The sequence below is a fragment of the Pseudomonas sp. Cab53 genome (genome assembly GCF_018325965.1).
Taxonomy (GTDB): Bacteria; Pseudomonadota; Gammaproteobacteria; order Pseudomonadales; family Pseudomonadaceae; genus Aquipseudomonas; species Aquipseudomonas chlororaphis_E.
In genome coordinates this window covers 2,027,843-2,054,235 of the sequence record NZ_AP021902.1, presented here as the reverse complement: position 1 = coordinate 2,054,235, position 26,393 = coordinate 2,027,843, and the positions used below count along the sequence as shown (strand labels likewise).

The following is a 26,393-nucleotide window of genomic DNA, read 5'->3' as shown; positions in this document are numbered from 1 at the left end:
TGAGGCCGCGAAATTTACGCAGGTACCGAAGCTAAGTCAATAGCAGGGTTGAAGTTTTTTCAAAACAGTTTCAAGCGCCGCGCGCCCATGGACTTATTTGTAAATCATCTTCTTGGTCATGCCGCCGTCCACCACGAACTCCTGGCCCGTGACAAAACCGGCATTGCGCGACAACAGCCATGCCACCATCGCCGCCACGTCCTCCACGGTCCCTACCCTGCCCGCCGGATGTTGGGCGTGATCGGAATCGGTGAGTGGCTCTGCACGGCGCTGCGAAGGGTCGCGCGCATCGATCCAGCCAGGACTGACGGCGTTGACGCGGATCTCCGGCCCGAGGCTGATCGCCAGGGCATGGGTCAGGGCCAGCAGGCCGCCCTTGCTTGCCGCATAGGCTTCGGTGTCCGGCTCCGATTGTGCGGCGCGGGTCGAGGCCAGGTTGACGATCGCGCCGTTGTGGGCACGCAGGTACGGCGCACAATGCTTGGCCAGCAGCATCGGCCCACCCAGGTTCACCGCCAGGACCCGATTCCAGTAGGCCAGGTCCAGGCTTTCCAGGGTGATGTTGTGCGGGTCGGCAATGGCCGCATTGCACACCAGCGCATCGAGACGGCCGAACTGGCCAAGCACCTCGGCGATACCGGTGGCGACCTGCGCCTCGTCCGCCACGTCCATGGCGATGAACCAGGCGTTGTCGCCCAGGGTCTTCGCAACCTTGGAACCGCGCTCGCGATCCAGGTCGGTCAACACCACCTGCCAGCCTTCGCAAATTAACCAGGCAGCAATGCCCAGGCCGATGCCCCGCGCGGCCCCCGTGACCAGTGCAACCCGGCCGTGAGTGCCGCCCGGCGGCGTTGCCAACTCGATCACAAGGCCGCCAACCCGCGACCCAGGTCGGCTTGCAGGTCGGCCACGTCTTCCAGGCCGACCGCAACGCGAATCAGGCTGTCACGAATACCCGCCGCTTCACGCTCCTGGGGCGACAGGCGACCGTGGGACGTGGTGCTCGGGTGGGTAATGGTGGTCTTGCTATCGCCCAGGTTGGCGGTGATGGAAATCAACCGGGTCGCGTCGATGAAGCGCCAGGCGCCCTCCTTGCCCCCCTTGACCTCGAAACTCACCACTGCACCAAAGCCGCGCTGCTGGCGCTGGGCCAGGTCATGCTGCGGATGGCTCTTGAGACCGGCGTAATGGACCTTCTCGATGCCGTCCTGCTGCTCCAGCCATTCGGCCAGGGCCTGGGCGTTGGCACAGTGCGCCTTCATGCGCAGGCCCAGGGTTTCCAGGCCCTTGAGGAAGATCCAGGCGTTGAACGGGCTGAGGGTCGGCCCGGCAGTGCGCAGGAACCCCACCACTTCCTTCATCTGCTCGCCGCGACCGGCCACCACGCCACCCATGCATCGGCCCTGGCCGTCGATGAACTTGGTCGCCGAATGCACCACCACGTCAGCCCCCAGTTTCAGCGGCTGTTGCAGCGCCGGGGTGCAGAAGCAGTTGTCGACCACCAGCATGGCGCCCTTGGCATGGGCGACTTCCGCCAGCGCGGCAATGTCCACCAGCTCGGCCAAGGGGTTGGAGGGCGATTCAACGAACAACAGCTTGGTGTTGGGCTTGATCGCCGCGTCCCAGCCGGACAGGTCCGCCAGGGGCACGTAGTCGACTTCCACGCCAAAGCGCTTGAAGTATTTTTCGAACAGACTGATGGTCGAACCGAAGACACTGCGCGAAACCAGGACATGGTCGCCGGCGCTGCACAGGCTCATCACCACCGCCATGATCGCCGCCATGCCGGTAGCGGTAGCGACCGCTTGCTCGGCGCCTTCCAGGGCGGCAATGCGCTCTTCGAAAGCGCGCACGGTCGGGTTGGTGTAGCGCGAGTAGACGTTGCCTGGCACCTCGCCAGCAAACCGCGCTGCCGCATCGGCGGCCGTGCGGAATACGTAGCTGGAGGTAAAGAACATCGGATCGCCATGTTCGGCTTCCGGTGTGCGGTGCTGACCCGCGCGCACCGCCAGGGTGTCGAACGCTACGCCCTCAAGGTCGCTGTCCAGCCGACCGGCATCCCAATCCTGACTCATGCTGCCACTCCTTCAAATCGCAAACCGGCCCCTCGGGGCCGGTTCGTCACTCAGTTGTTGTACAGATCGATGATCGCACTGACCGCCTGGGTCTTGGCCTTGGACGCATCGTTACGCGCGTGCTCGATCCGGTTCAGGTAGGCCTCGTCGATGTCGCCGGTGACGTACTTGCCGTCGAACACCGCGCAATCGAACTGCTCGATCTTGATTTTGCCGCCGCCCACCGCTTCGATCAGGTCCGGCAGGTCCTGGTAGATCAACCAGTCGGCGCCGATCAGGTCGGCCACGTCCTGGGTGCTGCGGTTGTGCGCGATCAGTTCGTGGGCACTCGGCATGTCGATGCCGTAGACGTTCGGATAACGCACCGCCGGAGCGGCCGAGCAGAAATACACGTTCTTGGCGCCGGCTTCGCGGGCCATCTGGATGATCTGCTTGCACGTGGTGCCGCGTACGATGGAGTCATCCACCAGCATCACGTTCTTGCCGCGAAATTCCAGCTCGATGGCGTTGAGTTTCTGGCGTACGGATTTTTTCCGCGCAGCCTGGCCCGGCATGATGAAGGTACGGCCGATGTAGCGGTTCTTCACGAAGCCTTCGCGGAACTTGACGCCCAGGTGGTTCGCCAACTCCAGGGCCGCCGTGCGGCTGGTGTCCGGGATCGGGATGACCACGTCGATGTCATGGTCCGGGCGCTCGCGCAGGATCTTCTCGGCCAGCTTTTCGCCCATGCGCAGGCGGGCCTTGTAGACAGAGATGCCGTCGATGATCGAGTCCGGGCGCGCCAGGTAGACGTGCTCGAAGATGCAGGGGGTCAGGCTCGGGTTGGTCGCGCATTGGCGGGTGTGCAGCTTGCCGTCTTCAGTGATGTAGACCGCTTCGCCTGGGGCCAGGTCGCGAATCAGGGTGAAACCGAGCACGTCCAGGGACACGCTTTCGGAGGCGATCATGTACTCGACGCCTTCGTCGGTGTGACGCTGGCCGAACACGATCGGACGAATGCCGTGGGGATCGCGGAAGCCGACGATACCGTAGCCGGTGATCATCGCCACCACCGAGTAGCCGCCGACGCAACGGTTATGCACGTCGGTCACCGCCGCGAACACATCTTCCTCGGTAGGCTGCAGCTTGCCGCGCTGGGCCAGCTCATGGGCGAACACGTTGAGCATCACTTCCGAGTCGGAACTGGTGTTGACGTGGCGCAGGTCCGATTCGTAGATTTCCTTGGCCAGCTGCTCGACGTTGGTCAAGTTGCCGTTGTGCGCCAGGGTGATGCCGTATGGCGAGTTGACGTAGAACGGCTGGGCCTCAGCCGACGTCGAGCTGCCCGCCGTCGGATAGCGCACGTGGCCGATACCCATGTGGCCGACCAGGCGCTGCATGTGACGCTGGTGGAACACGTCACGCACCAGGCCGTTGTCCTTGCGCAGGAATAACCGGCCGTCATGGCTGGTCACGATACCGGCAGCGTCCTGGCCGCGGTGCTGGAGCACGGTTAGCGCGTCATACAGCGCCTGATTGACGTTCGACTTACCGACGATACCGACGATGCCACACATGCGACGCAACCCCTACTTAATGGATCTGAACTGAACAGCACTCACTGCGGCGTTTTGGCCATCGGCAAGAGCTGCTCCTTGAACGGTATTTCAGCGGGTACGCTGATACCGCTGGCAAGCCACTGACTGCTCCAACCCAGAATCAGGTTTTTAGACCAGTCTGCGACCAATAGAAATTGTGGCACGAGCCGGGACTCCTGCCACCACGTATCCTGCTGCACCGGCCCCAAGCTCAGGAGCCCGACGGCCACGACCACCAGCAACGCGCCACGCGCCGCGCCGAAGGCCATGCCCAGGAACCGGTCCGTCCCGGAAAGCCCGGTGACGCGAATCAGTTCGCCGATCAGATAATTGATCATTGCGCCGACCAGCAAGGTGGCGATAAACAAGATGGCACAGCCCGCGATCACGCGAGCCGACGGGGTTTCGATGTATCCGGCGAGGTACTGGGACAGCGAGCCACCAAACATCCAGGCCACGACTCCCGCGATGATCCAGGTCAGCAGCGAGAGGGCTTCCTTGACGAAGCCTCGGCTCAGACTGATCAATGCGGAGATGGCGACGATCGCAACGATCGCCCAGTCAACCCAGGTAAATGGCACGGTGCAGCCTGCAGACGGATAAGGCGGCGCATTTTAGCAGAGCCCAGGGCTGTCGGTAAGCTGCGTGATTCAAATCAGCTAAATCGCCGGTCAACCACGCTCTGGCTGGAAACGTACCACGAAACCCTTGAGGTTCTGCTGGCGCCCGAGCAGGTCACGCAGGCGATCGGCCTCGGCGCGCTCGATCAACGGCCCGACAAATACCCGGTTCTTGCCATCGGCGGAGCGGATATAAGCGTTGTAGCCCTGGCTGCGCAGGTTTTTCTGCAAGCTTTCAGCACTTTCGCGACTGGTCAGGCTGGCCAGTTGCACCGACCAACTGACCGACAGGCCGTTGGCATCCACACGGCTTTGCGTGGTGTCCGGCTTGGCGGGTGCGGCGGTAATCGGCTGGGTCGGGGCCGGCTTGACGGCAGGCGCCGCCGGAGCAGGCGTCGGCGCGACGACCGGTTTGCTCGGCGCTGGCGCAGCGGGTGCGGGTGCGGGTGCGATAGGCGTCGACGGCGCAGCTGGCTGCTGCGCCAGCTCCTCGTCACTCGGTACAGGTTCCTGGGGCAGTGCCTGTGGTTCAGGCACCGCCACCGGCTCTACCTGCACGGGCGGCACGGCAGGCGCCTGGGGCGCAGCCGGCGCATCCACCGTGATCTGGCGCTGCTCGTCCTGGCGGGAAAACAGCATCGGCAGGAAAATCACCGCCAGGGCCACCAACACCAGGGCACCGACCATGCGCTGCTTGTACGCCTTATCCAGCATTGCCATCTGCCGCGTCCTCCGTGGAGCGCCGGGCCAGCCATTGAAGGGCCTCGGCAACACAAAAAAATGATCCGAACAACAGGATCTCGTCATCGGCCGTCGCCGCGGCGCACTGCCCTTCCAGCGCGGCGGCCACACTGCCATAGCTTTGTACAGCAGCACCGTGACGCTGCAAAGTGGCCTGCAACTCGGTCGCCGGACGCGAACGCGGCGAGTCCAGCGGCGTCACCGCCCATTGCTGGACACTAGCACCCAACGCCTCGACAACGCCATCCAGGTCTTTGTCGGACAGCAGTCCGAATACCGCCAGGCGCCGCCCACGACCGGCCGCCGGGCCAGACGCTCGGCCAGGTACTGCGCGGCATGGGGATTGTGCCCGACATCCAGCAACAGGTTCAGGCGCTTGCCCTGCCACTCGAACTGGCGACGATCCAACCGCCCGACAACGCGCGCTGCCTGCAACGCCTCGGCAATCTGCCCCGCCTCCCACGGCAAGCCGAGCAGCAAGTAGGCCTGAAGCGCCAGCGCGGCGTTTTCCATCGGCAGGTCCAGCAGCGGCAGGTCACGCAGTTCCACTGGCTGGCCCTGGGCATCGCTGCCGCGCCATTGCCAGTGCTGCTCGGTCATTGCCAGGTCAAAATCCCGCCCACGCAGGAAGAATGGGCAGCCCAGCTCGCGGACCTTGTCCAGCAGCGGTTGAGGCGGATCGAGGTCGCCGCAGAGCGCAGGTGCGCCCTGGCGAAAGATACCGGCCTTCTCGAACGCCACGGATTCGCGGGTATCGCCCAGGTAATCGGCATGGTCCACGCCGATGCTGGTGACCAAGGCGATGTCGGCGTCCACCAGGTTGACCGCATCCAGGCGCCCGCCCAGGCCGACTTCCAGCACCACGGCATCGAGGCCTGCCCGAGCGAACAGCCAGAACGCCGCCAGGGTGCCCATTTCGAAATAGGTCAGGGAAGTCTCGCCCCGCCCGGTTTCCACCGCGGCAAAGGCTTCGCACAGTTGGGCGTCAGTGGCCTCGACGCCGTTGACCTGCACCCGCTCGTTGTAGCGCAGCAGGTGCGGCGAACTGTAGACACCGACGTTCAACCCCTGGGCCCGCAGCAGCGAGGCCAGGAAGGCGCAGGTCGAACCCTTACCGTTGGTGCCGGTAACGGTAATGACCCGGGGCGCCGGCTTGGCCAGTCCCATGCGGGACGCTACCGCTTGCGAGCGCTCCAGCCCCATGTCGATGGCCGACGGATGCAACTGCTCGAGGTAGGCAAGCCAGTCGCCCAGGGTACGTTGGGTCATAGGCCTGCAGGCACCGGCGGAACCACGATCGGCTCGACGGGAGCGGCGACGAACTTCGGCGTCGGCAGCCCCATCAGTTGCGCCAGCAGGTTGCCCAGGCGCGGACGCAGTTCCTGGCGATGGATGATCATGTCGATCGCACCGTGCTCCAGCAGGAACTCGCTTCGCTGGAAGCCTTCGGGCAGTTTTTCACGCACGGTCTGCTCGATCACACGCGGGCCGGCAAAGCCGATCAGCGCCTTAGGCTCGCCGACGATCACGTCGCCCAGCATGGCCAGGCTGGCGGAGACACCGCCGTAGACCGGGTCGGTCAGCACCGAGATGAATGGAATGCCTTCTTCACGCAAGCGTGCCAGCACCGCGGAGGTCTTGGCCATCTGCATCAGGGAAATCAGCGCTTCCTGCATCCGCGCACCGCCGGAGGCGGCGAAGCAGATCATCGGGCAACGGTTTTCCAGGGCATGGTTGGCGGCACGAACGAAACGCTCGCCAACGATGGCACCCATGGAACCGCCCATGAAGGAGAACTCGAACGCCGAGACCACCACCGGCATGCCCAGCAAAGTGCCGCTCATGGACACCAGGGCGTCTTTCTCGCCGGTCTGCTTCTGGGCAGCTGTCAGGCGGTCCTTGTACTTCTTGCCGTCGCGGAACTTCAGGCGGTCCACCGGCTCCAGGTCGGCGCCGAGCTCTTCACGACCCTCGGCGTCCAGGAAGATATCGATACGGGCACGCGCGCCAATGCGCATGTGGTGGTTGCACTTGGGGCACACGTCCAGGGTCTTTTCCAGCTCCGGGCGATACAACACCGCTTCGCAGGAAGGACATTTGTGCCACAGACCTTCAGGCACCGAGCTTTTCTTCACCTCGGAACGCATGATCGAAGGGATCAGTTTGTCTACTAACCAGTTGCTCATGCTTTCTTTCTCCAGTACCGGCGGCCCGAACGCTCTGGTTCGCGGCCCCGCGTATGCCCTTGAGCTAAATTCATTGTGCGGCGAGGGCCGAAGGGCCGCCACGGTCAGCGCGAAACATGACCTGCGTGCAACCCAACCTTCCTCAGCCATCCCGGCAACCGCTTCATCGTGGTTGCCACTACGCTATCGGCCCACCCGGAGGCGGTGCCTGCCTGCTGTGTACAGTGCAGGTATGGACGGCGGCAGTCTGCCAGCCGTCACATTGGCGACTGGCTGCTGCGTACAGCCGCCATGAACGCGCGAATCCTTGCCGGATCCTTGATCCCCTTGCCCTGCTCCACGCCGCCGCTCACATCGACCGCATACGGACGAACCTGGCGAATGGCCTCGGCCACATTCTCTGCCGTCAGGCCACCGGCCAGGATAATCGGCTTACTCAGCCCCTTGGGCACCAGTGACCAGTCGAACGCCTCGCCAGTACCCCCGGGAACGCCTTCCACGTAGGTGTCCAGCAAAATACCGCTGGCTCCGGCGAAGGTCTCGCATGCGGCGGCGATGTCATCGCCCGCCTTGACCCGCAACGCCTTGATGTACGGGCGGTGCCAGCCCTCGCAGTCCTCCGGGGTTTCGTCGCCATGGAACTGCAACAGCGCCAGCGGCACCGCATCGAGTATCTCGCCCAGCTCGCAACGACTGGCATTGACGAACAGCCCGACCGGGGTCACGAACGGCGGCAAGGCCTGGATGATTGCCCTCGCCTGCTGCACCGTCACCGCCCTCGGGCTCTTGGCGTAGAACACCAACCCGATGGCATCGGCTCCGGCCTCGACCGCCGCCAACGCGTCCTCGACGCGGGTGATCCCGCAAATCTTGCTGCGAACGGCCGACATGTCGTGAAAACTCCAAGGCAAATCCGTGAAAGTCCCGGATGGTAGCAAATGCTGCGAAAGGCGTCAGCCGTCGAGTTCCGAGAAGCCGGTGAGGAAATGTGGCCCGATGTAACGCTCGGGCAACTCGAATTCATCGCGGTATTCCACCTGCACCAGGTACAGGCCGAACGGATGCGCGGTCACCCCGCCGGAGCGGCGGATACGGCTGTCGAGCACTTCCTTGATCCACTCCACTGGGCGTTCGCCGGCGCCAATAGTCATCAACACACCGGCAATGTTGCGCACCATGTGGTGCAGGAATGCGCTGGCGCGGATGTCGAGCACGATCATCTTGCCGTGCCGCGTCACGCGCAGGTGATGCAGCTCCTTGATCGGCGACTTGGCCTGGCACTGGCCGGCGCGGAACGCGCTGAAATCATGCACACCGACCAGATACTGCGCCGCCTCGGCCATGCGCTCGACATCCAGCGGACGGTGGTTCCAGGTGATTTCTTCGTTCAGGTGCGCCGGGCGGATCTGATCGTTGTAGATCACATAGCGATAACGCCGGGCGATAGCCTTGAAGCGCGCGTGAAAGTGCGCCGGCATCACCTTGGCCCAACTGACGCTGACATCGTGCGGCAGGTTGATGTTGGCGCCCATCACCCAGGCCTTCATCGAGCGCTCGACCTGGGTGTCGAAATGCACCACTTGGCCGCAGGCGTGCACGCCTGCGTCGGTACGACCGGCACAATGCAGCGACACCGGCGAGTCGGCGACTTTGGACAGCGCATTCTCGAGGGTTTCCTGCACCGTCAGCACACCAGAAGCCTGGCGCTGCCAACCCCGATAGCGCGAGCCCTTGTATTCAACGCCCAGGGCGATCCGGAAAAAGCCGTCGGCCGCCATTTCGGCGGCCGGATTGTCTATGTTTGCCAAGGAATTACAGCCTGCTGAGGGACGCAAAGGCGGGCATTATAAGGCCGATGGCTTGGGATGCCAGTCCGGCGGGTGATCTGTGTTGAATGGGCTGGCGCTATCGCGAGCACGCTTACTCCCACAGGGGTTCAGATGGTTTTCAAACCAAGACAAGTCCTTGTGGCGAGGGAGCTTGCTCCCGCTCGAGTGCGCAGCGCTCGCAAAAGTGCTCGACGTGCCATAGAGAGGCCTGCTTCGCAGCCCAGCGGGAGCAAGCTCCCTCGCCACAAGAGCAGCGTGAATGACCCACAAATAAAAACGGCAGCCTCACCGGCTGCCATTTTTTGTATAACCACTGATTCACGCCAGGCGCGACAACATCTCCTGCGCTTCGCTCTTCTGCGTAGCATCGCCTTCGCTAAGGACTTCGCCGAGGATGTCCCGGGCGCCATCATTATCGCCCATGTCCATGTAGGCCTGGGCCAGGTCGAGCTTGGTCGCCACCTCGTCGGTGCCGCTGAGGAAGTCGAAATCCGGCTCGTCCTCGGCGCCGGCCAGCGCATCTTCGGCGGTGAAGGTTGGCTCGCTCAGGCTGTCCGACAGGCGGTCCAACTCGGCATTGACGTCGTCCAGCTCGGACTCGAAGGCGTCCTTCGGCGCGCCAGGGACATCCATTTCGTCAGCCAGGGACAGGTCGAAATCCGCGGGCAGCTCGAGATCGTCGGACGGAGTGTCGAGCAACGCAGGCGCATCGGCCGGCGGCAAGTCGAAGCCCTTGAGGTCGTCGCCCAGATCCAACAGGAAGTCCTCGTCATCGAGGGCTGCGGTCGGGGCCGGGGTATCGGCGCCCAGGTCCAGGTCGAACTCGGACAGGTCATCGAGGCTCTGGTTGGCTTCGGTCTGCTGCTTGAGCACCGACTCGAAGCTCAGGTCGTCGTCTTCCGGGAATGCATCCAGCTCGGCGATCGGCTCGGCGGCCGGTGGCACCGGCGTCGTTTCCAGGTCATCCAGGCTCAGGTCAAAGGCACTGTCCAGTTCCTCATCGGACAACGGCTTGTCTTCCAGCAGGTCCTTGACGTACTGCGCATCCAGCTCGGCGGCCAGTGCCGCCGCAGCCAGGCCGGCGCCGGTCGCCACGACCATGGCAGGGAAACGGCTCTTGAGCTGCTCGACCTGGGCGTAGTTGTCGCCGTTGGCCACGAGCTGGCGCTCCTGGGCGACGAACGCATCGCGATCGCCTTGCTGGCCGTAGACTTCCATGAGCTTCAGCCGCAGGTCACTGCGCTGGGGTTCGGCCTTGATGCCTTGTTCCAGCAGGTCGGCGGCCTGGTTCAGGCGACCGCGGTCGATGTGGGACTGGGCCAGGGGCAACACGTCATCCGAAGGCTCGGCGGCAGGCGCCACCAAGGGCGCGGCAATCGGCGGCGTGACAATCACCGGGGCAACGAGCGGGGCCGGCTTGGGCACTGGCGCAGGCGCCGGTTTTGGCTCGAGTTTGACGCTGGGAGGTGGAACTTCAATGCCCTCGAAGCTGCTCGGGGGCAGATCGAGCTCCGGGGAGAAGTCGGCCTCCTCCTCGAGGGCTCGGGCCATGCGCAAATGTTTCTCGGCTTCCTGCTGGGCCTTGCGGCGGCGGGCGAGCAACAACAGCAGCAACAGCAGGATCAACACGCCGCCGCCCACCAGGCCCAGCAGGACCGGGTTGGTCAGCAGATCGTTGTACTTCTGCTCATTGGAAGCCGCCGGCGCTGGCTCGATCGGCGTGGCCGGCGGTGTCGCTTCCGGGGTGGCGGCCGGTGCGGGAGCAGCCTCGGGCGCGACAGTCGGAGCCTGCGCCCCCGGCGTTTGCGCAGCCGGTGCGGGGGTCAATTGCGCGGACATCGCCGGGGCCGCTTCACCCGCAGGCGGCACTGCGCCACCTTCGGCCTGCATCTTGGCCAGCTGATTGTTCTTCAATTCGATCAGGCGTTGCAGCTTGTCCAACTGGCTTTGCAGGTCGGCCATGCGGCTTTTCAGCTCTTCGTTGTCCCGGCGGGCCGAATCGAGGCTCTCCTGGGTCACCGCCAGCTTGTTGCTCAGCGCCTGGGCATCACCGGCAGCGCCCTTGCCCTTGCCGCCCGCCTTCGCCGACTCGGCCGACACCAGGCTCAGGTTATCGCGACCAGCGGCCTGGGCCGGCGCGCCTTCACCGCGGCCACGCCGGGTTGCATCCAGCTGTTGCTGGCCCGCGCCCGCCACGCCACGCCGCCCCGAACGCCAGGCGGCGTTCTGCGCGGCGACTTCGGCAATGGCCTGGGGCTGCGGCAGCGCGGTGCTTTGCACCGAGTCTGGCAAGCGCAGCACCTGGCCGGTCTTGAGCAGGTTGATGTTGCCGTTGATGAATGCATTCGGATTCAACGCCTGGATCGCCAACATGGTCTGCTGGACCGACCCGCCGTTGCGCACCTTGGCGGCGATTTCCCACAGGGTGTCGCGCGGCGTGGTGGTGTACTGGGAAGGCTTGGTGGCACCGGTGACCGGCGTGGACACCACCTGAGGCGGTTTCGCCCGGGCAGCATCCGCCGCCTGCGGGGAGAACTTGGACGGGTCGAGCAGCACGCTGTAGTCGCGCAACAGGCGACCGTTGGGCCACATCACCTGCACCAGGAACTTGACCATCGGCTCGGACAGCGGCCGGCTGGAGGTGACCCGCAAGACGCTCTTGCCATTGGCGTTGATCACCGGCGTGAAGCTCAGGTCGTTGAGGAAGGCTTGGCGGTCGACGCCGGCCTTGGCGAAGTCTTCGGGCGAGGCCAGGCTCGGCACGACTTCGGCGGCGGTCAACTGCTGGACGTCGAGCAGCTCGATCTCGGCGACCAGGGGCTGGTTCGGCGTCGACTTCAGGGTCAATTCCCCAAGCCCGAGCGCCTGCGCCATACCGGAGGACAGCGCCGAGGCGGCCGCTATTGCTAACACCAGTTTGCGAACTTGAACCATAGCCTCTTCCTTTGTTTGAACATTCCTCGGCCAGCGAGAAGGTATTGATGCCGCTGCCGTAAGGCATTGCGCGCAGCCCCGAAGCGACGGTGCGCGCGATCGTTTCACTCATGTCCCGGGAAGCCCCCGGAGGGAGGTTCGCCTTCAGCTCTCTGGCCAAGCATAGCGCCCAGCTAGAACCATTCGACAAATTGACGCCAAGTATCTTTTACAGCAAGTCTTTTATCAACAACTCAGCGACCTGCACCGCATTGAGCGCCGCGCCTTTGCGTACGTTATCTGACGTCAGCCACATATTTAGTTCAGCCGGATCGTCGATACCCAGTCGCACACGCCCGACGTAGACCTCATCCTGCCCCACCGCATCGCCCACCGGCGTCGGGTAGTCGCCCGCCTCCACGAGCTCGATACCCGGCGCAGCTTCGAGGGCCGCATTGACCTTCGCCAGGTCGACGGCATCGGCCGTCTGCACCGTCACGCTAAAGCTATCGCCAAAAAACACCGGCGCTTGAATGCAAGTACCGGAAATCTTTAACAAAGGTTGCTCCAGCACCTGGCGCAATTCGCGCACCAGGCGCTTTTCCAGCAGCGTGTGACCCTGCTCGTCCGGCGTACCGACCTGGGCCAGCAGGTTGAACGCCATCTGCCGATCGAAAAAGGTCGGCTCCAACGGGCGGGCGTTGAGCAGTTCGGCGGTCTGGCGCGCCAACTCGTTCACGGCGACACGGCCCTGGGTGGACACGGCGAGGTGGGCGGTCACGCTGACGCGCTGCATCACCAGACACTCGCGCAGCGGCGCCAGCGCCATGGCCAGTACCGTGGCCGAAGCGCTCGGGCTGCTGACCTGGAAAGGTTTTGCCAGGCCGGCCAGCACCTGGGCGTTAGCTTGCGGCACGATCTGCGGCGCCTGCTCCGGCGGCAACGCACCGGACAGATCGACCAACGCACAGCCGGCCGCCGTGGCACGCGGGGCGAAACTCAGGGTCACCGCCGGGCCTGCGGCGAAAAACGCCAGTTGAACCTTGCTGAAATCAAATTCAGCGACCTCCCGCACCCGCACGTTCTTGCCACGAAACAGCACCGAGCTGCCGGCCGACTCGCTGCTGGCCAGCAAATGCAGGTTGCCGATCGGGAAATCGCGCTCTTCGAGAATCTGGACAAGGGTTTCGCCGACAGTACCGGTGGCGCCGATCACGGCAATATCAAAGGACTGGCTCATGGGTCTACCTCAGGTAACACGGGGGGAGCGGCACTTTACCGGGTGGTGGGTATGCAGGCAATTGGCTGGGGGACTTGCAGTGCCTGGACTGGCCTCCTCGCGAGCAAGCTCGCTCCCACATGGGATTTCGCGGCGAACAAAGAACCTGTGGGAGCGGGCTTGCTCGCGAAGACGGGGGCACATTCAACGCAGGTGCAAACTGACATACCGCTTTCGCGAGCAAGCCCGCTCCCACAAGGACGCGTTTATCTGTAACCATAAAAAAACCCGCACCTTTCACAAGGCACGGGTTCTTTCACAGCCACATCGAATCAACGCTCGAGCAGGATCCGCAGCATGCGGCGCAGCGGCTCGGCCGCACCCCACAGCAACTGGTCGCCGACGGTGAAGGCACCGACGAATTGCGAACCCATGTTCAGCTTGCGCAGACGCCCCACTGGCACGTTCAGGGTGCCGGTGACCTTGGTTGGGCTCAGCTCCTGCATGCTGATGTCGCGGTTGTTCGGCACCAGCTTGACCCATGGGTTGTGCTGGCTGATCAGCCCTTCGATGTCGGCGATCGGGACGTCTTTGTTCAGCTTGATGGTCAGCGCCTGGCTGTGGCAGCGCATGGCACCGATGCGCACACAGATGCCGTCCACCGGGATCGGGCTCTTGAAGCGGCCCAGGATCTTGTTGGTTTCAGCCTGGGCCTTCCACTCTTCGCGGCTCTGGCCGTTAGGCAGTTCCTTGTCGATCCACGGGATCAGGCTGCCGGCCAGCGGCACGCCAAAGTTCTCGGTCGGATAGGCATCGCTGCGCATCGCCTCGGCCACCTTGCGGTCGATGTCCAGGATGGCGCTGGCCGGGTTGGCCAGGTCATCGGCGACGGCGGCGTGGGTCGCGCCCATCTGCTTGATCAGCTCGCGCATGTTCTGCGCACCGGCACCGGACGCCGCCTGGTAGGTCATGGCGCTCATCCACTCCACCAGGCCGGCCTCGAACAGGCCGCCCAGGCCCATCAGCATCAGGCTGACGGTGCAGTTGCCGCCGATGTAGTTCTTGGTGCCCGCATCCAACTGCTGGTCGATGACCTTGCGGTTCACCGGATCGAGAATGATCACCGCGTCGTCCTGCATGCGCAGGCTGGAAGCGGCGTCGATCCAGTAACCCTGCCAGCCGGCTTCACGCAGCTTGGGGAAGACTTCGCTGGTGTAGTCGCCGCCCTGGCAGGTCAGGATCACGTCGAGGGTCTTGAGCTCTTCGATGCTGTAGGCATCCTTGAGCGCGCCGGTATCCTTGCCCACGGACGGGCCCTGGCCACCTACGTTGGAGGTGGTGAAAAACACCGGCTCAATGAGATCGAAATCCTGCTCTTCCAGCATTCGCTGCATGAGCACGGAACCGACCATGCCGCGCCAACCGATCAGACCTACACGTTTCATCGCAACTACACCTATACAAAAGTGGGCCACCGTCGAAGCAGTGGGCCCGAAAGATTACAGATTCCGCAGCGCGGCGACTACTGCATCGCCCATTTGCTGCGTACCGACTTTGGTACAACCGGCCGACCAGATATCGCCTGTGCGCAAGCCCTGGTCCAACACCACGCTGACCGCCTGCTCGATGGCGTCGGCCGCGTCACTGCGGTTGAAGCTGTAGCGCAGCATCATCGACACCGACAGGATGGTCGCCAACGGGTTGGCGATGCCCTGCCCGGCGATGTCCGGCGCCGAACCGTGGCATGGCTCGTACATCCCCTTGTTGTTGGCATCCAGGGACGCCGACGGCAACATGCCGATGGAACCGGTGAGCATCGACGCTTCGTCGGACAGGATGTCGCCGAACATGTTGTCGGTGACCATCACGTCGAACTGCTTCGGCGCACGCACCAGTTGCATGGCGGCGTTGTCGACGTACATGTGGCTCAGCTCGACGTCCGGGTAATCCTTGGCCACCTGCTCGACCACTTCGCGCCACAGTTGGCTGGACGCCAGCACGTTGGCCTTGTCCACCGAGCACAGCTTCTTGCCCCGCACGCGGGCCATGTCGAAACCGACCCGGGCGATGCGGCGGATTTCGCTTTCGCTGTACGGCAGGGTGTCGTAGGCCTGGCGTTCGCCATTATCCAGCTCACGGGTGCCACGGGGGGCGCCGAAGTAGATACCGCCGGTCAGCTCACGAACGATGAGGATGTCCAGGCCCGAGACAATTTCCGGCTTCAGGCTCGAAGCATCGGCCAGTTGCGGGTAGAGGATCGCCGGACGCAGGTTGCCGAACAGGCCCAGTTGCGCACGGATCTTCAGCAGGCCGCGCTCGGGGCGGATGTCACGCTCGATCTTGTCCCATTTCGGGCCGCCCACGGCGCCCAGCAGCACGGCATCGGCCGCACGGGCACGCTCCAGGGTTTCATCGGCCAGCGGCACGCCGTGCTTGTCGATGGCTGCGCCACCGATGACGTCGTGGCTGAGCTCGAAGCCCAGGTCGTACTTGTCGTTCGCCAACTCCAGGACCTTGACCGCCTCGGCCATGATTTCCGGGCCAATACCGTCGCCGGGGAGAATCAGAATCTGCTTGCTCATGCTTTCCTCGTTTGCTCTATCGGCACGCACCAGGTTCTAAACCCAGGTCGCACCAGGAAAAATGCTATCGCTCGGCCCACAGCACCAGTACATCTGTACTGAACGAACCATCGGCCTCAATCTCAAAATATTCACGCACTTCATCGCCCATCGCACGCTGCAGCGCCAGAATCGCCCCGCGCATCACCTCGGGGGTGCGCATGCGCTCGACCCAGGACTGGTATTCCAACCGCAGGCGCTGGCGCGAAAGACTGCGGGTGTACAGCCCCGCCTCGCTGACCTGGCGCAACCACTCGTCAGCCGAATAGTCGCGCACATGGCTGGTGTCGCGCAGCACTTCGATGCTTTGCAGGTAAGTGTCCAGCAACGGTGTGCCCGGCGACAGGATATCGATGAACGCCATCACCCCACCCGGCTTGAGCACGCGGCGCACTTCGCGCAACGCCAGGCCCAGGTCGCTCCAATGATGCGCCGAATAGCGGCTGAACACGAAGTCGAACTCGCCATCAGCGAACGGCAGGCGCTCGGCGGCACCGCGCACCGTGGTGATGTTGTCCAGGCCACGGTCCGCAGCCGCCGTGGCCACGACATCGAGCATCTGCTGTGACAGGTCATAGGCCACCACTTCACCGGCCAGCGGCGCCACGTGGAAACTCACGTGGCCGGCACCGCATCCCAGGTCCAGCACACGCGCCTGCTCATGACCGGCCAGCTCCGCCTTCAGCAGCGCGAACTCGGCGCCCTGGGCGTGCACGGCACTGCTCAGGTAGGCCGAGGCCTGTTCACCGAATTGTTTCTGTACAACCTGACTGTGGGCGGTGCTGGTCATGGGCACTTCCTTTTTTGGGGTTAGCCTGGTGGTGTTTTTGCTGCCGTCTTCGAGGGCGAGCCCGCGCCCACACTGGATGTTCGCAAAACTTTGTGGGAGCGGGCTTGCCCGCGAAGAGGCCGGCCCTGCCTATTTAAAGCTCAAATCAATCAGGCATCGCGAAACAGCCAAGGCTGGCTCGCCCGGTGCCTGGCCTCGAACGCGGCAATCGCATCGCTGTCCTGCAGGGTCAGGCCGATGTCATCCAGGCCATTGAGCAGGCAATGCTTGCGGAAGGCATCGATCTCGAACCCCAGCACCTTGCCGTCGGGACGGGTGACGGTCTGGGCCGCCAGATCGATCTGCAACTGGTAACCCGGGTTGGCTTCGACCTGCTGGAACAGCTCGTCGACTTCAGCGTCGCTCAGGATGATCGGCAGCAAGCCGTTCTTGAAGCTGTTGTTGAAGAAGATGTCGGCGTAGCTCGGCGCGATGATGCTACGGAAACCGTACTCTTCCAGGGCCCACGGCGCGTGCTCGCGGCTCGAACCGCAGCCGAAGTTCTCGCGGGCCAGCAACACGCTGGCGCCTTGGTAACGCTCGGCGTTGAGTACGAAATCCTTGTTCAGCGGGCGCTTGGAGTTGTCCTGGTACGGCTGGCCCACATCCAGGTAGCGCCACTCATCGAACAGGTTCGGGCCGAAACCGGTGCGCTTGATGGACTTCAAGAACTGTTTGGGAATGATCTGGTCGGTGTCGACGTTGGCACGATCCAAAGGCGCGACAAGACCGGTGTGCTGGGTAAAAGCTTTCATGCTGCGCTCCTTCAGATCAATTCGCGGACGTCGACGAAACGGCCGTTGACAGCCGCTGCCGCGGCCATGGCCGGGCTCACCAGGTGCGTACGGCCACCGGCGCCCTGACGGCCTTCGAAGTTACGGTTGGAGGTGGAAGCGCAATGCTCGCCCGACTCCAGGCGATCCGGGTTCATCGCCAGGCACATCGAGCACCCCGGCTCACGCCATTCGAAACCGGCCTCGATGAACACTTTGTCCAGCCCTTCCGCTTCAGCCTGGGCTTTCACCAGGCCCGAGCCTGGCACCACGATGGCCTGCTTGATGGTCGAAGCAACCTTGCGGCCCTTGGCGATCACCGCGGCAGCGCGCAGGTCTTCGATCCGCGAGTTGGTGCACGAGCCGATGAACACGCGGTCGAGCTGAATGTCGGTGATCGCCTGGTTGGCGCTCAGGCCCATGTATTTCAAGGCACGGACGATAGAGTCGCGCTTGACCAGGTCCATCTCCTTGGCCGGATCCGGGACGTTCTGGTCAACGGCCAGGACCATTTCCGGCGAAGTGCCCCAGCTGACCTGCGGTTTGATCTGGGCGGCGTCGAGTTCGACCACGGTGTCGAAGTGGGCGTCGGCGTCGGACACCAGGTCCTTCCAGGCTTCGACCGCCATGTCCCACTCCGCGCCTTTTGGCGAGAACGGACGACCCTTAACGTATTCCACGGTTTTTTCATCGGCCGCCACCAGGCCCACGCGGGCACCGGCCTCGATGGACATGTTGCAGATGGTCATGCGGCCTTCGACGGACAAGTCGCGAATCGCGCTGCCAGCGAACTCGATGGCATGGCCGTTGCCGCCGGCGGTGCCGATCTTGCCGATCACCGCCAGGACGATGTCCTTGGCAGTCACACCGAACGGCAGCTTGCCTTCGACGCGAACCAGCATGTTTTTCATTTTCTTGGCGACCAGGCACTGGGTGGCGAGCACGTGCTCGACCTCGGAAGTACCGATGCCATGGGCCAGGGCGCCGAATGCGCCGTGGGTGGAAGTGTGCGAGTCGCCGCAGACCACGGTCATGCCGGGCAAGGTCGCGCCCTGCTCCGGGCCGATGACGTGGACGATACCCTGGCGCACGTCATTCATCTTGAATTCGACGATGCCGTACTCGTCACAGTTATCGTCGAGGGTCTGGACTTGCAGGCGCGAGACCTGGTCGGCAATGGCCGCGATGCCGCCCTTGCGCTCCGGGGTGGTCGGTACGTTGTGGTCCGGGGTGGCGATGTTGGCGTCGATGCGCCACGGCTTGCGCCCAGCCAGGCGCAGGCCTTCGAAGGCTTGCGGCGACGTCACTTCGTGGATGATGTGACGATCGATATAGATCAGCGCCGAGCCATCGTCGCGCTGCTTGACCAAATGCGAATCCCAGAGCTTGTCGTAGAGCGTTTTGCCGGCCATCAGACGGTTCCTCATCAGCTTGTTTCTATGCCCCGGGCCTTGAACGTTTCAATAACCCTTTGGCTTGTGAGGCTGATGCTATGGGGTTACATTGAATAACTCAAATTCATATTTTTTATACTTTGCATAACCAACTGGAATTCGACCCCGACCGCCATGGACCTCGCCAACCTCAACGCCTTTATTGCCATCGCCGAGACGGGCAGTTTCTCCGGTGCCGGTGAACGCCTGCACCTGACCCAACCGGCCATCAGCAAGCGCATTGCCGGCCTGGAACAACAACTCAACGTACGCCTGTTCGACCGCCTGGGCCGTGAAGTGGGCCTGACCGAGGCCGGCCGCGCGCTGCTGCCACGGGCCTATCAAATCCTCAATGTACTGGACGATACCCGCCGCGCCCTGACCAACCTGACCGGCGAAGTGACCGGGCGACTGACCCTCGCCACCAGCCACCACATCGGCCTGCACCGCCTGCCACCGCTGTTGAGGGCATTCACCCGACGCTACCCACAGGTGGCGCTGGATATTCAGTTCCTGGATTCGGAAGTGGCCTACGAGGAAATCCTCCATGGCCGGGCGGAGCTGGCGGTTATCACCCTCGCCCCCGAACCGCACACGCTGGTGCGTGCCACGCCGGTCTGGGACGACCCGCTGGATTTCGTGGTGGCGCCGGAACATGCGCTGCTGGAAAACGGCGCCGTCAGCCTCGCCGACATCGCCTTGCACCCCGCGGTCTTCCCGGGCGGCAATACGTTCACCCATCACATCGTGCGACGGCTGTTCGAGGCCCAGGGCCTGACGCCCAACATCGCCATGAGCACGAATTATCTGGAAACCATAAAGATGATGGTTTCCATCGGCCTGGCCTGGAGCGTTTTGCCGCGCACCATGCTCGACGAACAGGTGGCGCGTATTCCTTTGCCAGGCATACAGCTCACTCGCCAGCTAGGCTATATCTTGCACACCGAACGGACGCTGTCGAATGCTGCACGGGCCTTCATGGCGCTACTGGACGCACAAATCGATCTGCCAGGGACTCAGGCATAGGTTGTGCGACGCCTGTAGCGCCACGCCACCCGCGCTTAAGTCCCAAACCTGCCCAAGGCTCGCCAGAGAATGCCCAAACCCGTAGATCCCCTACCGCCCCTGCCGCGTATCCAGGCGCTTGACCCGAAGCGGTCCGAGCAAAGCTGGGACAGTGCGCCACAGTTGCTGGCCGCGCTCAACGGTGCGCGGCTGGGCGCCTGGTCGTGGGACATCGAGACGGGCCAGATCAGTTGGTCCCGCGGAACCCAGGCACTCTTCGGCTTCGACCCGCGCCAACCGCTGCCGGCGGACATGGACTACCTGGACCTGTTGCTGCCCGAAGATCGCGCCCGGGCCATCCGCGCCTTTCGCGCCGCCGTGGCCGGCGCGCCGCTGGAACAGGCGATGCACCACCGCATCGTCTGGCCCGACGGCAGCCTGCACTGGCTGGAGATCAGTGGCAGCGTCCAGCCTGACAAACACGGGCGCCCGCGCATGATCGGGGTGATCCGCGAGATCACTCACCAGCGCCAACGCGAGCAGGCGTTGCGCAGCTCGGAGAAACGCTTCGCCACGCTGTTCCACCTGTGCCCGAACATGGTGCTGCTGACGCGCCAGGAAGACGGCCTGATCAGCGAGGTCAACCAGTACTTCGAAAGCCTGTTCGGCTGGCCGGTCCATGCCGTGATCGGCCGCACGACCCTGGAGCTGGGTCTGTGGGTAGACCCCAGCCAACGACAGAAACTGGTGCAGGCGACCAAGGCCAAGGGCGAACTGGTCAGCATGGAAGTGGAGTTCCGGGCCAGTAACGGCCAGATCCACAACGGCATCCTCAGCGCGCAGAAGGTCGAGCTCGAGGGCCAACCCTATCTGCTGAGCACCTTTCTCGACACCACCGAGCGCAAACTCGCCGAACAGGCCCTCAAGGACAGCCAGGAGCGCCTTGACCTGGCCCTCGACTCGGCGCAACTGGGCACCTGGGACTGGCACATTCCCAGCGGCATGCTCTACGGCTCCGCACGCGCCGCGCAATTGCATGGCCTGGAGCCCAAGGCGTTCCATGAATCGTTCGATGCGTTTTTCGAAGGGGTGCCCGATGAAGAACGCAACAATATGCGCAATGCCTACCGCAGCCTGCGCGAAGGCCCGGCAGGCAACTACCAACTGACCTACCGCGTGCAACTGCCGGACGGCAGCTCCCGCTACCTGGAAAGCCGCGCGCGCCTCTACCGCAACGAAGACGGCAGCCCCTGCGCATGGCCGGCACGCTGCTGGACATCACCGACCAGGTCGAGCGCGAACAGAGCCTGGCGGCCTCGGAAGAGAAATTCGCCACGCTGTTCCAGGTCAGTCCCGACCCGATTTGCGTGACCCACCAGGACAGCGGCCGGTTCCTGGAGATCAACTCCAGCTTCACCCAGACCTTCGGCTGGAGCGCCAAGGACGTGATCGGCCTCAGCGCCGACGAAATCGGCCTCTGGGAAGCCTCGGGCAGCAGCCTGCAGCGCATCGAACGAGTGATTCGCGAGCAATCGCTGAGCAATGTCGCCATCGTCGTCCACCACAAGGACGGCCAGCCACTGACCTGCGTGATCTCCAGCCGGCAGATCAACGTCGGCAACCAGCCCTGTATCGTCACCACCCTGCGCGATATCACCCACCAGCAGCGCTCGGAAGCGGCCCTGAAGGCCAGCGAGGAAAAATTCGCCAAGGCGTTTCACTCCAGCCCCGACGCCATCACCATCACCGAACGCGAAAGCGGCCGCTACCTGGAGATCAACGACGGCTTCTATCGCCTGACCGGCTACCGTGCCGACGAGGTGCTGGGCCGCACAGTCTATGAAGTGGGCATCTGGGCCGATGAAAAACAGCGCACGGCGTTGCTGGCCGAGCTGCAACTCAAGGGCCGCGTGCACCACCGGGAAATGCTCGGGCGCAACAAGCGCGGGGAAATCCTCACGGTGGAGGTGTCCGTCGAGCCGATCACCCTGAACGAAACCGCCTGCCTGTTGCTCACCGCCCGAGACGTCAGCCTGCTGCGCAATGCCGAAGCGCAGATCCGCCACCTGGCCTACCACGACCCGCTGACCAACCTGCCCAACCGCGCCCTGTTGATGGACCGCCTGAGCCAACAGATCGCCCTGCTCAAGCGCCACAACCTGCGCGGTGCCCTGCTGTTTCTCGACCTGGACCATTTCAAGCACATCAACGACTCCCTCGGCCACCCCGTGGGCGACACCGTGCTGAAGATCATCACGGCGCGACTGGAGGCCAGCGTACGCCTGGAAGACACCGTGGCCCGACTTGGCGGCGACGAGTTCGTCGTGCTGCTCAGCGGGCTGGAGGGCAACCGTGCCGCCGTCAGCGAGCAAGTGCAGAAACTGGCCGACACCCTGCGTGAGCTGCTCTCGGAGCCGATGTTCCTCGATGGCCAGCGCCTGCAAGTCACGCCGAGCATCGGCATGGCGCTGATTCCCGACCACGGCTCCACGCCCGCCGACCTGCTCAAGCGCGCCGACATTGCGCTGTACCGCGCCAAGGATTCAGGGCGCAACACTTCGCAGATGTTCCACGCCACCATGCAAAAAGCCGCCAGCGAACGGCTGCGAATGGAAACCGACCTGCGCCAGGCCCTGGCCCGTGGCGAATTCAGCCTGCACTTCCAGCCCCAGGTCGACGCCCGGGACAACCGCATCGTCGGCGCCGAAGCCCTGGTTCGCTGGCATCACCCGGAACTGGGTGCCCAGTCGCCCAACGAGTTCATCAAGGTGCTGGAAGACAGCGGCCTGATCCTCGAAGTCGGGACCTGGATCCTCGATGAGGCCTGTGTCGGCTTCAAGGACCTGATCGCCCGGGGCAGGATCGACCCGCGGCGATTCAGCCTGTGCGTGAACATCAGCCCCCGGCAGTTCCGCCAGAGCGACTTCGTCGAACGCATCGAAAGCAGCCTGGTCACCCACGGCCTGCCCTTTTCCATGCTCAAACTGGAGATCACCGAAGGCATCGTGATCCAGAACCTGGACGACACCATCGGCAAGATGCGCCGGCTGAAAAAACTGGGGGTGAGTTTCGCCATGGACGACTTCGGCACCGGCTACTCATCACTGACCTACCTCAAGCGCCTGCCGGTAGACACGCTGAAAATCGACCAGTCGTTCGTGCGCGACGCCACCTGCGACCCCAACGACGCTGAAATCATCCGCGCCATCGTCGCCATGGCCCACAGCCTGAACCTGGAAATGATCGCCGAAGGCGTGGAAACCCTGGAACAACTGCAATTCCTGCAAGGGCTCGACTGCCATCTGTACCAGGGCTACCTGCACAGCCGGCCGCTGCCGCTGGAGGCGTTTGAACGGCTGCTGCCCTGAAGGTGAAAGGCTGGACATGAAAAAGGGCGCCTTTCGGCGCCCTTTTTCAGTGGCGATGCATCAGTTCTGCAACGCAGGTTGTTGCTGCACCCCGTTGATTGGGATGCGCTTGGCTTTCGCCTCTTCCGGGATGACCCGCAACAGGTCGATGCTCAACAGACCGTTGCTCAGGCCAGCGGACTTGATCTCGATATGATCCGCCAACCGGAAGGACAGCTTGAATGCACGCTGGGCGATGCCCTGGTGCAAGTAGGTCACGCTGTCGTTGCTGGCCTCGCGCTTACCGCCGCTGATGGTCAGCACACCTTTTTCCACCTGCAGGTCCAGGTCTTCTTCCCGGAAACCTGCGGCGGCGACCACGATACGGTATTGATCATCACCGTATTTTTCCACGTTGTAGGGTGGATAGCTGCTGCCTGGTTCGTTGCGCAGCGCGGTTTCGAACAAGTCGTTGAAACGGTCGAAACCTACCGAGGAACGGAACAGTGGGGCCAGCGAAAATGCAGTACTCATGATTCAAATCTCCTGAAAAATTCAGCAAGGTTTTTTGTCTCCGCGACCCGAATTCGGCATCGCGTAACCCCTATCTAGGGGCCGCCAAATACTTTTCAAGAGCTTTTTTTGAAATTTTTTTCAGGCCGCTTCCGTGCGCTTCACACCCAACAAATGCCCCACCGCTTCCAGCTCGGTCTCCCGGCGCAACGCACTGAACAACGTCACCGCCTCGGAGTAATTGCGCGTCAGCATCGCCAGCCACTGCTTCAATCGGCCAGGGGCCTGGCGGGGCGTCAGTTGCTCGACCACTTGCCCCCAAAAATCTTGCAGCATCGGTTGCAGTTCGGCCCAGGACATCGGCACCACTTCTTCGCCGGCCCGGGCAGCGGCAATCTGCCGAGCCAGGTCTGGACGGGAAACCAGGCCGCGACCGAGCATGATGTCGTCGACGCCACTGATTTCGCGGCAACGCCGCCAATCCTCGACACTCCAGATATCGCCATTGGCGAACACCGGCACCTTGACCACGTCCTGGACTCGGGGAATCCATTCCCAATGAGCCGGTGGCTTGTAGCCGTCGGTCTTGGTCCGCGCATGCACCACGATGTGCTCTGCACCGCCCTCGGCCAGCGCCGTGGCACACACCAGCGCGCCGTCCGGGCTGTCGAAGCCCAGGCGCATCTTGGCGGTTACCGGAATGTGCCGGGGCACTGCGCGGCGTACGTGTTCGACGATCTGGTTGAGCAGTTCCGGCTCCTTGAGCAAGACCGCCCCACCGCGGGATTTGTTCACGGTCTTGGCCGGGCACCCGAAGTTCAGGTCGATCACCTCAGAGCCCAGCTCGCAGGCCAACGCTGCGTTCTCCGCCAGGCACACCGGGTCGGACCCCAGCAATTGCACCCGTAGCGGCACGCCGGCGGCGGTCCGAGCCTGGGTCAGCAGCTCCGGGGCGAGCTTATGAAAGTACGCCGGCGTGAGCAGGCGATCGTTGACGCGGATGAACTCGGTGACGCACCAGTCGATTCCGCCAACGCGGGTCAGAACATCGCGCAGGATGTTGTCGACCAACCCCTCCATGGGCGCCAGGGCAATTTGCATGAAACACACACTCAACGGAAAAACGTGCGGCAGTTTACCGGATTTTGCCCACATATCCGGCATTCAGCATAAATCCCTGTGGGAGCGGGCTTGCTCGCGAAAGCGGTGGGTCAGTTTGCATTGATGTTGAATGTACCGCCGCATTCGCGGGCAAGCCCGCTCCCACAGGTTGATCGTTGGCGGACACAGGATGTGTGTCCACCGTAAATCCTTTGTGGGAGCGGGCTTGCCCGCGAAGGCGGTGGGTCAGCTGGTGATGACATCAGGCGCGACCTGGGACTCCAGCGCCGGGCCGTATCCGTCGATGAACTCCGCCGGCATGCGCTTGGGCCTGCCGCTGGACAGCTCGATGCAGACAAAGGTGGTTTGGGCCCGCAGCAAAGTGGCGTTGTCACGGGGGCGGACCAGTTGGAAGTGCCGGGTCATCTTCAGGCGCTGGTCCCAGTCGACGATCCAGGTGGCCAGTTGCAGCTCATCGCCCTCATAGGCCGCCGCCAGGTAATCGATTTCATGCCGCACCACCGCCATGGCGCGGTCCAGGCGCCGGTATTCCACCAGATCCAACCCCAGGCGCTGTGAGTGGCGCCAGGCGCAACGTTCGAGCCAGCTGACGTACACCGCGTTGTTGGCGTGACCCAGCCCGTCGATGTCCTCGGCATTCACTTGAAGATCAATGATGAACGGCGTTGCCCGATCCCAGCCCATGCCCCTCTCCCGGTCGAATATGGATCGGGGCAGTGTACCGGATGCTCAAGCCGATTGCCGCGCCTGCAAACTGCGCCCGGCCAGCAGGGACAGCACCCCGTCGATGACCCGCGGATCAGCCAGTACCCGCTGGTGCCCACCCTGGGGCAGCCGCAGCAGGCGACTGTCGAACCAGGCCTCATGAATCACCTGCGACTCTTTGACCGAGACCGACGTATCGTCCTCGGCATGGACGATCAACCCTGGGATGTCCAATTGGTAGTGCGCCACGTCCATCTTCGAGGCCGGCATGCCTACGTCGAGTTCCACCTGACGGATGAATGCCGAACGTGCCTGGGGCGGCAGGCCCATCATCCGGGCAAAGCCGCGCAATATGCCAAGAATGCGCGCGGGGGCGGCGATGCTCACCAGCGTCTCGGTGCGTAACCCCAACTGGACCGCCAGCATGGCGCTGGCACCGCCCATTGAATGACCGATCACTGCTTGCAGCGGCGGCAGTTCCGCGGCGGCTTCAAGCATGGCCCGGGCAAACAACAGGACATTCGCCTCGCGCCCCGGCGAACGGCCATGGGCCGGACCATCCAGCGCCACCACCGTGTAGCCGGCGTCCACCAGCGCCGTGATCAGCGCCGCGAACTGCGTGGGCCGCCCTTCCCAGCCATGCATCAGCAGGACGGTCGGGCCTTTGCCCCAACGCAGGGCCGAAAGCCCGAAGCGCAAGGTGATGCGCTCGGACGTTGCCAGCAATGGCAGTTCCCAGTCCCGTGGCGGCAGGTTTCGCGGACGCATGAACAGCGAGCGCATTTTCTTCGCCACCAGGCGCGGCGCTACCCGCCCAAGCGTGCCATTGACACCACGAATCCAGCTCAACCTGTCCATTGCTCATCTCCAGGGCTTGCGCCTTAG

21 protein-coding genes and 2 pseudogenes are annotated in these 26,393 nt (G+C 63.6%); 2 read left to right on the top strand and 21 right to left on the bottom strand.

The features are described 5' to 3' along the window. Positions 1-93 precede the first annotated feature (93 nt). The 17 genes and pseudogenes from KI241_RS08965 to leuC form a co-directional block, all read right to left on the bottom strand. Entirely contained in the window at positions 94-867 is a 774-nt protein-coding gene (locus KI241_RS08965; protein WP_042728275.1) for an SDR family oxidoreductase, read from the bottom strand. After that, complete coding sequence (locus KI241_RS08960; RefSeq protein ID WP_042728274.1) at positions 864-2,075, bottom strand: O-succinylhomoserine sulfhydrylase; 1,212 nt, start codon at positions 2,073-2,075, stop codon at positions 864-866. Before KI241_RS08960 ends, KI241_RS08965 begins: the two co-directional genes overlap by 4 nt. A gap of 50 nt (positions 2,076-2,125) precedes the next feature. Next, the gene (gene purF, locus KI241_RS08955) at positions 2,126-3,631 is read right to left on the bottom strand and encodes an amidophosphoribosyltransferase (protein WP_042728273.1); all 1,506 of its coding nucleotides are present in this window, start codon (positions 3,629-3,631) and stop codon (positions 2,126-2,128) included. A 41-nt stretch (positions 3,632-3,672) separates the two neighbouring features. Beyond that, positions 3,673-4,233: a CvpA family protein gene (locus KI241_RS08950; protein ID WP_039593931.1), complete on the bottom strand. Its 561-nt coding sequence runs from the start codon at positions 4,231-4,233 to the stop codon at positions 3,673-3,675. Positions 4,234-4,323: 90 nt separating this feature from the next. Further along, the gene (locus KI241_RS08945; protein WP_212803585.1) at positions 4,324-4,992 is read right to left on the bottom strand and encodes an SPOR domain-containing protein; all 669 of its coding nucleotides are present in this window, start codon (positions 4,990-4,992) and stop codon (positions 4,324-4,326) included. Beyond that, the gene (locus KI241_RS27750; protein WP_244868303.1) at positions 4,976-5,215 is read right to left on the bottom strand and encodes a hypothetical protein; all 240 of its coding nucleotides are present in this window, start codon (positions 5,213-5,215) and stop codon (positions 4,976-4,978) included. The genes KI241_RS08945 and KI241_RS27750 overlap by 17 nt, the downstream gene beginning before the upstream one ends. A 24-nt stretch (positions 5,216-5,239) precedes the next feature. Continuing rightward, a pseudogene (gene folC / locus KI241_RS08940) lies at positions 5,240-6,282 on the bottom strand (bifunctional tetrahydrofolate synthase/dihydrofolate synthase); the annotation flags it as partial. Next, complete coding sequence (gene accD, locus KI241_RS08935) at positions 6,279-7,199, bottom strand: acetyl-CoA carboxylase, carboxyltransferase subunit beta (protein WP_042732641.1); 921 nt, start codon at positions 7,197-7,199, stop codon at positions 6,279-6,281. The gene accD and the pseudogene folC, both read right to left, overlap by 4 nt. Positions 7,200-7,456: 257 nt before the next feature. After that, a complete protein-coding gene (locus KI241_RS08930) occupies positions 7,457-8,089 on the bottom strand; it encodes a phosphoribosylanthranilate isomerase (RefSeq protein WP_212803584.1) in 633 nt (210 codons plus the stop codon). Positions 8,090-8,152: 63 nt separating this feature from the next. After that, entirely contained in the window at positions 8,153-8,977 is an 825-nt protein-coding gene (gene truA / locus KI241_RS08925) for a tRNA pseudouridine(38-40) synthase TruA (protein WP_003203852.1), read from the bottom strand. Positions 8,978-9,346: 369 nt separating this feature from the next. Further along, the gene (locus KI241_RS08920) at positions 9,347-11,962 is read right to left on the bottom strand and encodes a FimV/HubP family polar landmark protein (protein ID WP_123578637.1); all 2,616 of its coding nucleotides are present in this window, start codon (positions 11,960-11,962) and stop codon (positions 9,347-9,349) included. 208 nt (positions 11,963-12,170) lie between these two features. Next, positions 12,171-13,181: an aspartate-semialdehyde dehydrogenase gene (locus tag KI241_RS08915; protein WP_042728367.1), complete on the bottom strand. Its 1,011-nt coding sequence runs from the start codon at positions 13,179-13,181 to the stop codon at positions 12,171-12,173. Positions 13,182-13,492: 311 nt separating this feature from the next. Continuing rightward, on the bottom strand, positions 13,493-14,605 hold the full coding sequence (asd, locus tag KI241_RS08910; RefSeq protein ID WP_042728366.1) for an aspartate-semialdehyde dehydrogenase: 1,113 nt from the start codon (positions 14,603-14,605) through the stop codon (positions 13,493-13,495). A 54-nt stretch (positions 14,606-14,659) separates the two neighbouring features. Continuing rightward, complete coding sequence (leuB, locus tag KI241_RS08905) at positions 14,660-15,742, bottom strand: 3-isopropylmalate dehydrogenase (protein WP_042728365.1); 1,083 nt, start codon at positions 15,740-15,742, stop codon at positions 14,660-14,662. A gap of 64 nt (positions 15,743-15,806) precedes the next feature. After that, positions 15,807-16,571 carry a class I SAM-dependent methyltransferase gene (locus tag KI241_RS08900; RefSeq protein WP_047737337.1) on the bottom strand — a complete coding sequence of 255 codons (765 nt, stop codon included), beginning with the start codon at positions 16,569-16,571 and terminating at the stop codon, positions 15,807-15,809. Between the two features lie 149 nt (positions 16,572-16,720). Then, positions 16,721-17,365 (bottom strand): 3-isopropylmalate dehydratase small subunit, encoded by a 645-nt coding sequence (gene leuD, locus KI241_RS08895; protein ID WP_042728363.1) that lies wholly within the window; start codon positions 17,363-17,365, stop codon positions 16,721-16,723. A gap of 11 nt (positions 17,366-17,376) precedes the next feature. Continuing rightward, the gene (leuC, locus tag KI241_RS08890; RefSeq protein ID WP_042728362.1) at positions 17,377-18,795 is read right to left on the bottom strand and encodes a 3-isopropylmalate dehydratase large subunit; all 1,419 of its coding nucleotides are present in this window, start codon (positions 18,793-18,795) and stop codon (positions 17,377-17,379) included. A 156-nt stretch (positions 18,796-18,951) separates the two neighbouring features. Here leuC and KI241_RS08885 point away from each other — a divergent pair, with 156 nt between their 5' ends. Both KI241_RS08885 and KI241_RS08880 read left to right on the top strand, forming a co-directional pair. Next, positions 18,952-19,842 (top strand): LysR family transcriptional regulator, encoded by an 891-nt coding sequence (locus tag KI241_RS08885; protein ID WP_042728361.1) that lies wholly within the window; start codon positions 18,952-18,954, stop codon positions 19,840-19,842. 69 nt (positions 19,843-19,911) lie between these two features. Then, positions 19,912-23,189: pseudogene (locus KI241_RS08880) on the top strand (EAL domain-containing protein). 60 nt (positions 23,190-23,249) lie between these two features. Here KI241_RS08880 and KI241_RS08875 read toward each other — a convergent pair. The 4 genes from KI241_RS08875 to KI241_RS08860 form a co-directional block, all read right to left on the bottom strand. Next, complete coding sequence (locus KI241_RS08875; protein WP_042728359.1) at positions 23,250-23,702, bottom strand: Hsp20 family protein; 453 nt, start codon at positions 23,700-23,702, stop codon at positions 23,250-23,252. Between the two features lie 120 nt (positions 23,703-23,822). Then, positions 23,823-24,782, bottom strand: coding sequence for a tRNA-dihydrouridine synthase (locus KI241_RS08870; protein WP_212803583.1), 960 nt, complete (start codon positions 24,780-24,782; stop codon positions 23,823-23,825). A gap of 246 nt (positions 24,783-25,028) precedes the next feature. Continuing rightward, positions 25,029-25,487, bottom strand: coding sequence for a thioesterase family protein (locus KI241_RS08865; RefSeq protein ID WP_212803582.1), 459 nt, complete (start codon positions 25,485-25,487; stop codon positions 25,029-25,031). 45 nt (positions 25,488-25,532) lie between these two features. Beyond that, complete coding sequence (locus tag KI241_RS08860) at positions 25,533-26,366, bottom strand: alpha/beta fold hydrolase (RefSeq protein ID WP_042728356.1); 834 nt, start codon at positions 26,364-26,366, stop codon at positions 25,533-25,535. Positions 26,367-26,393 lie beyond the last annotated feature (27 nt).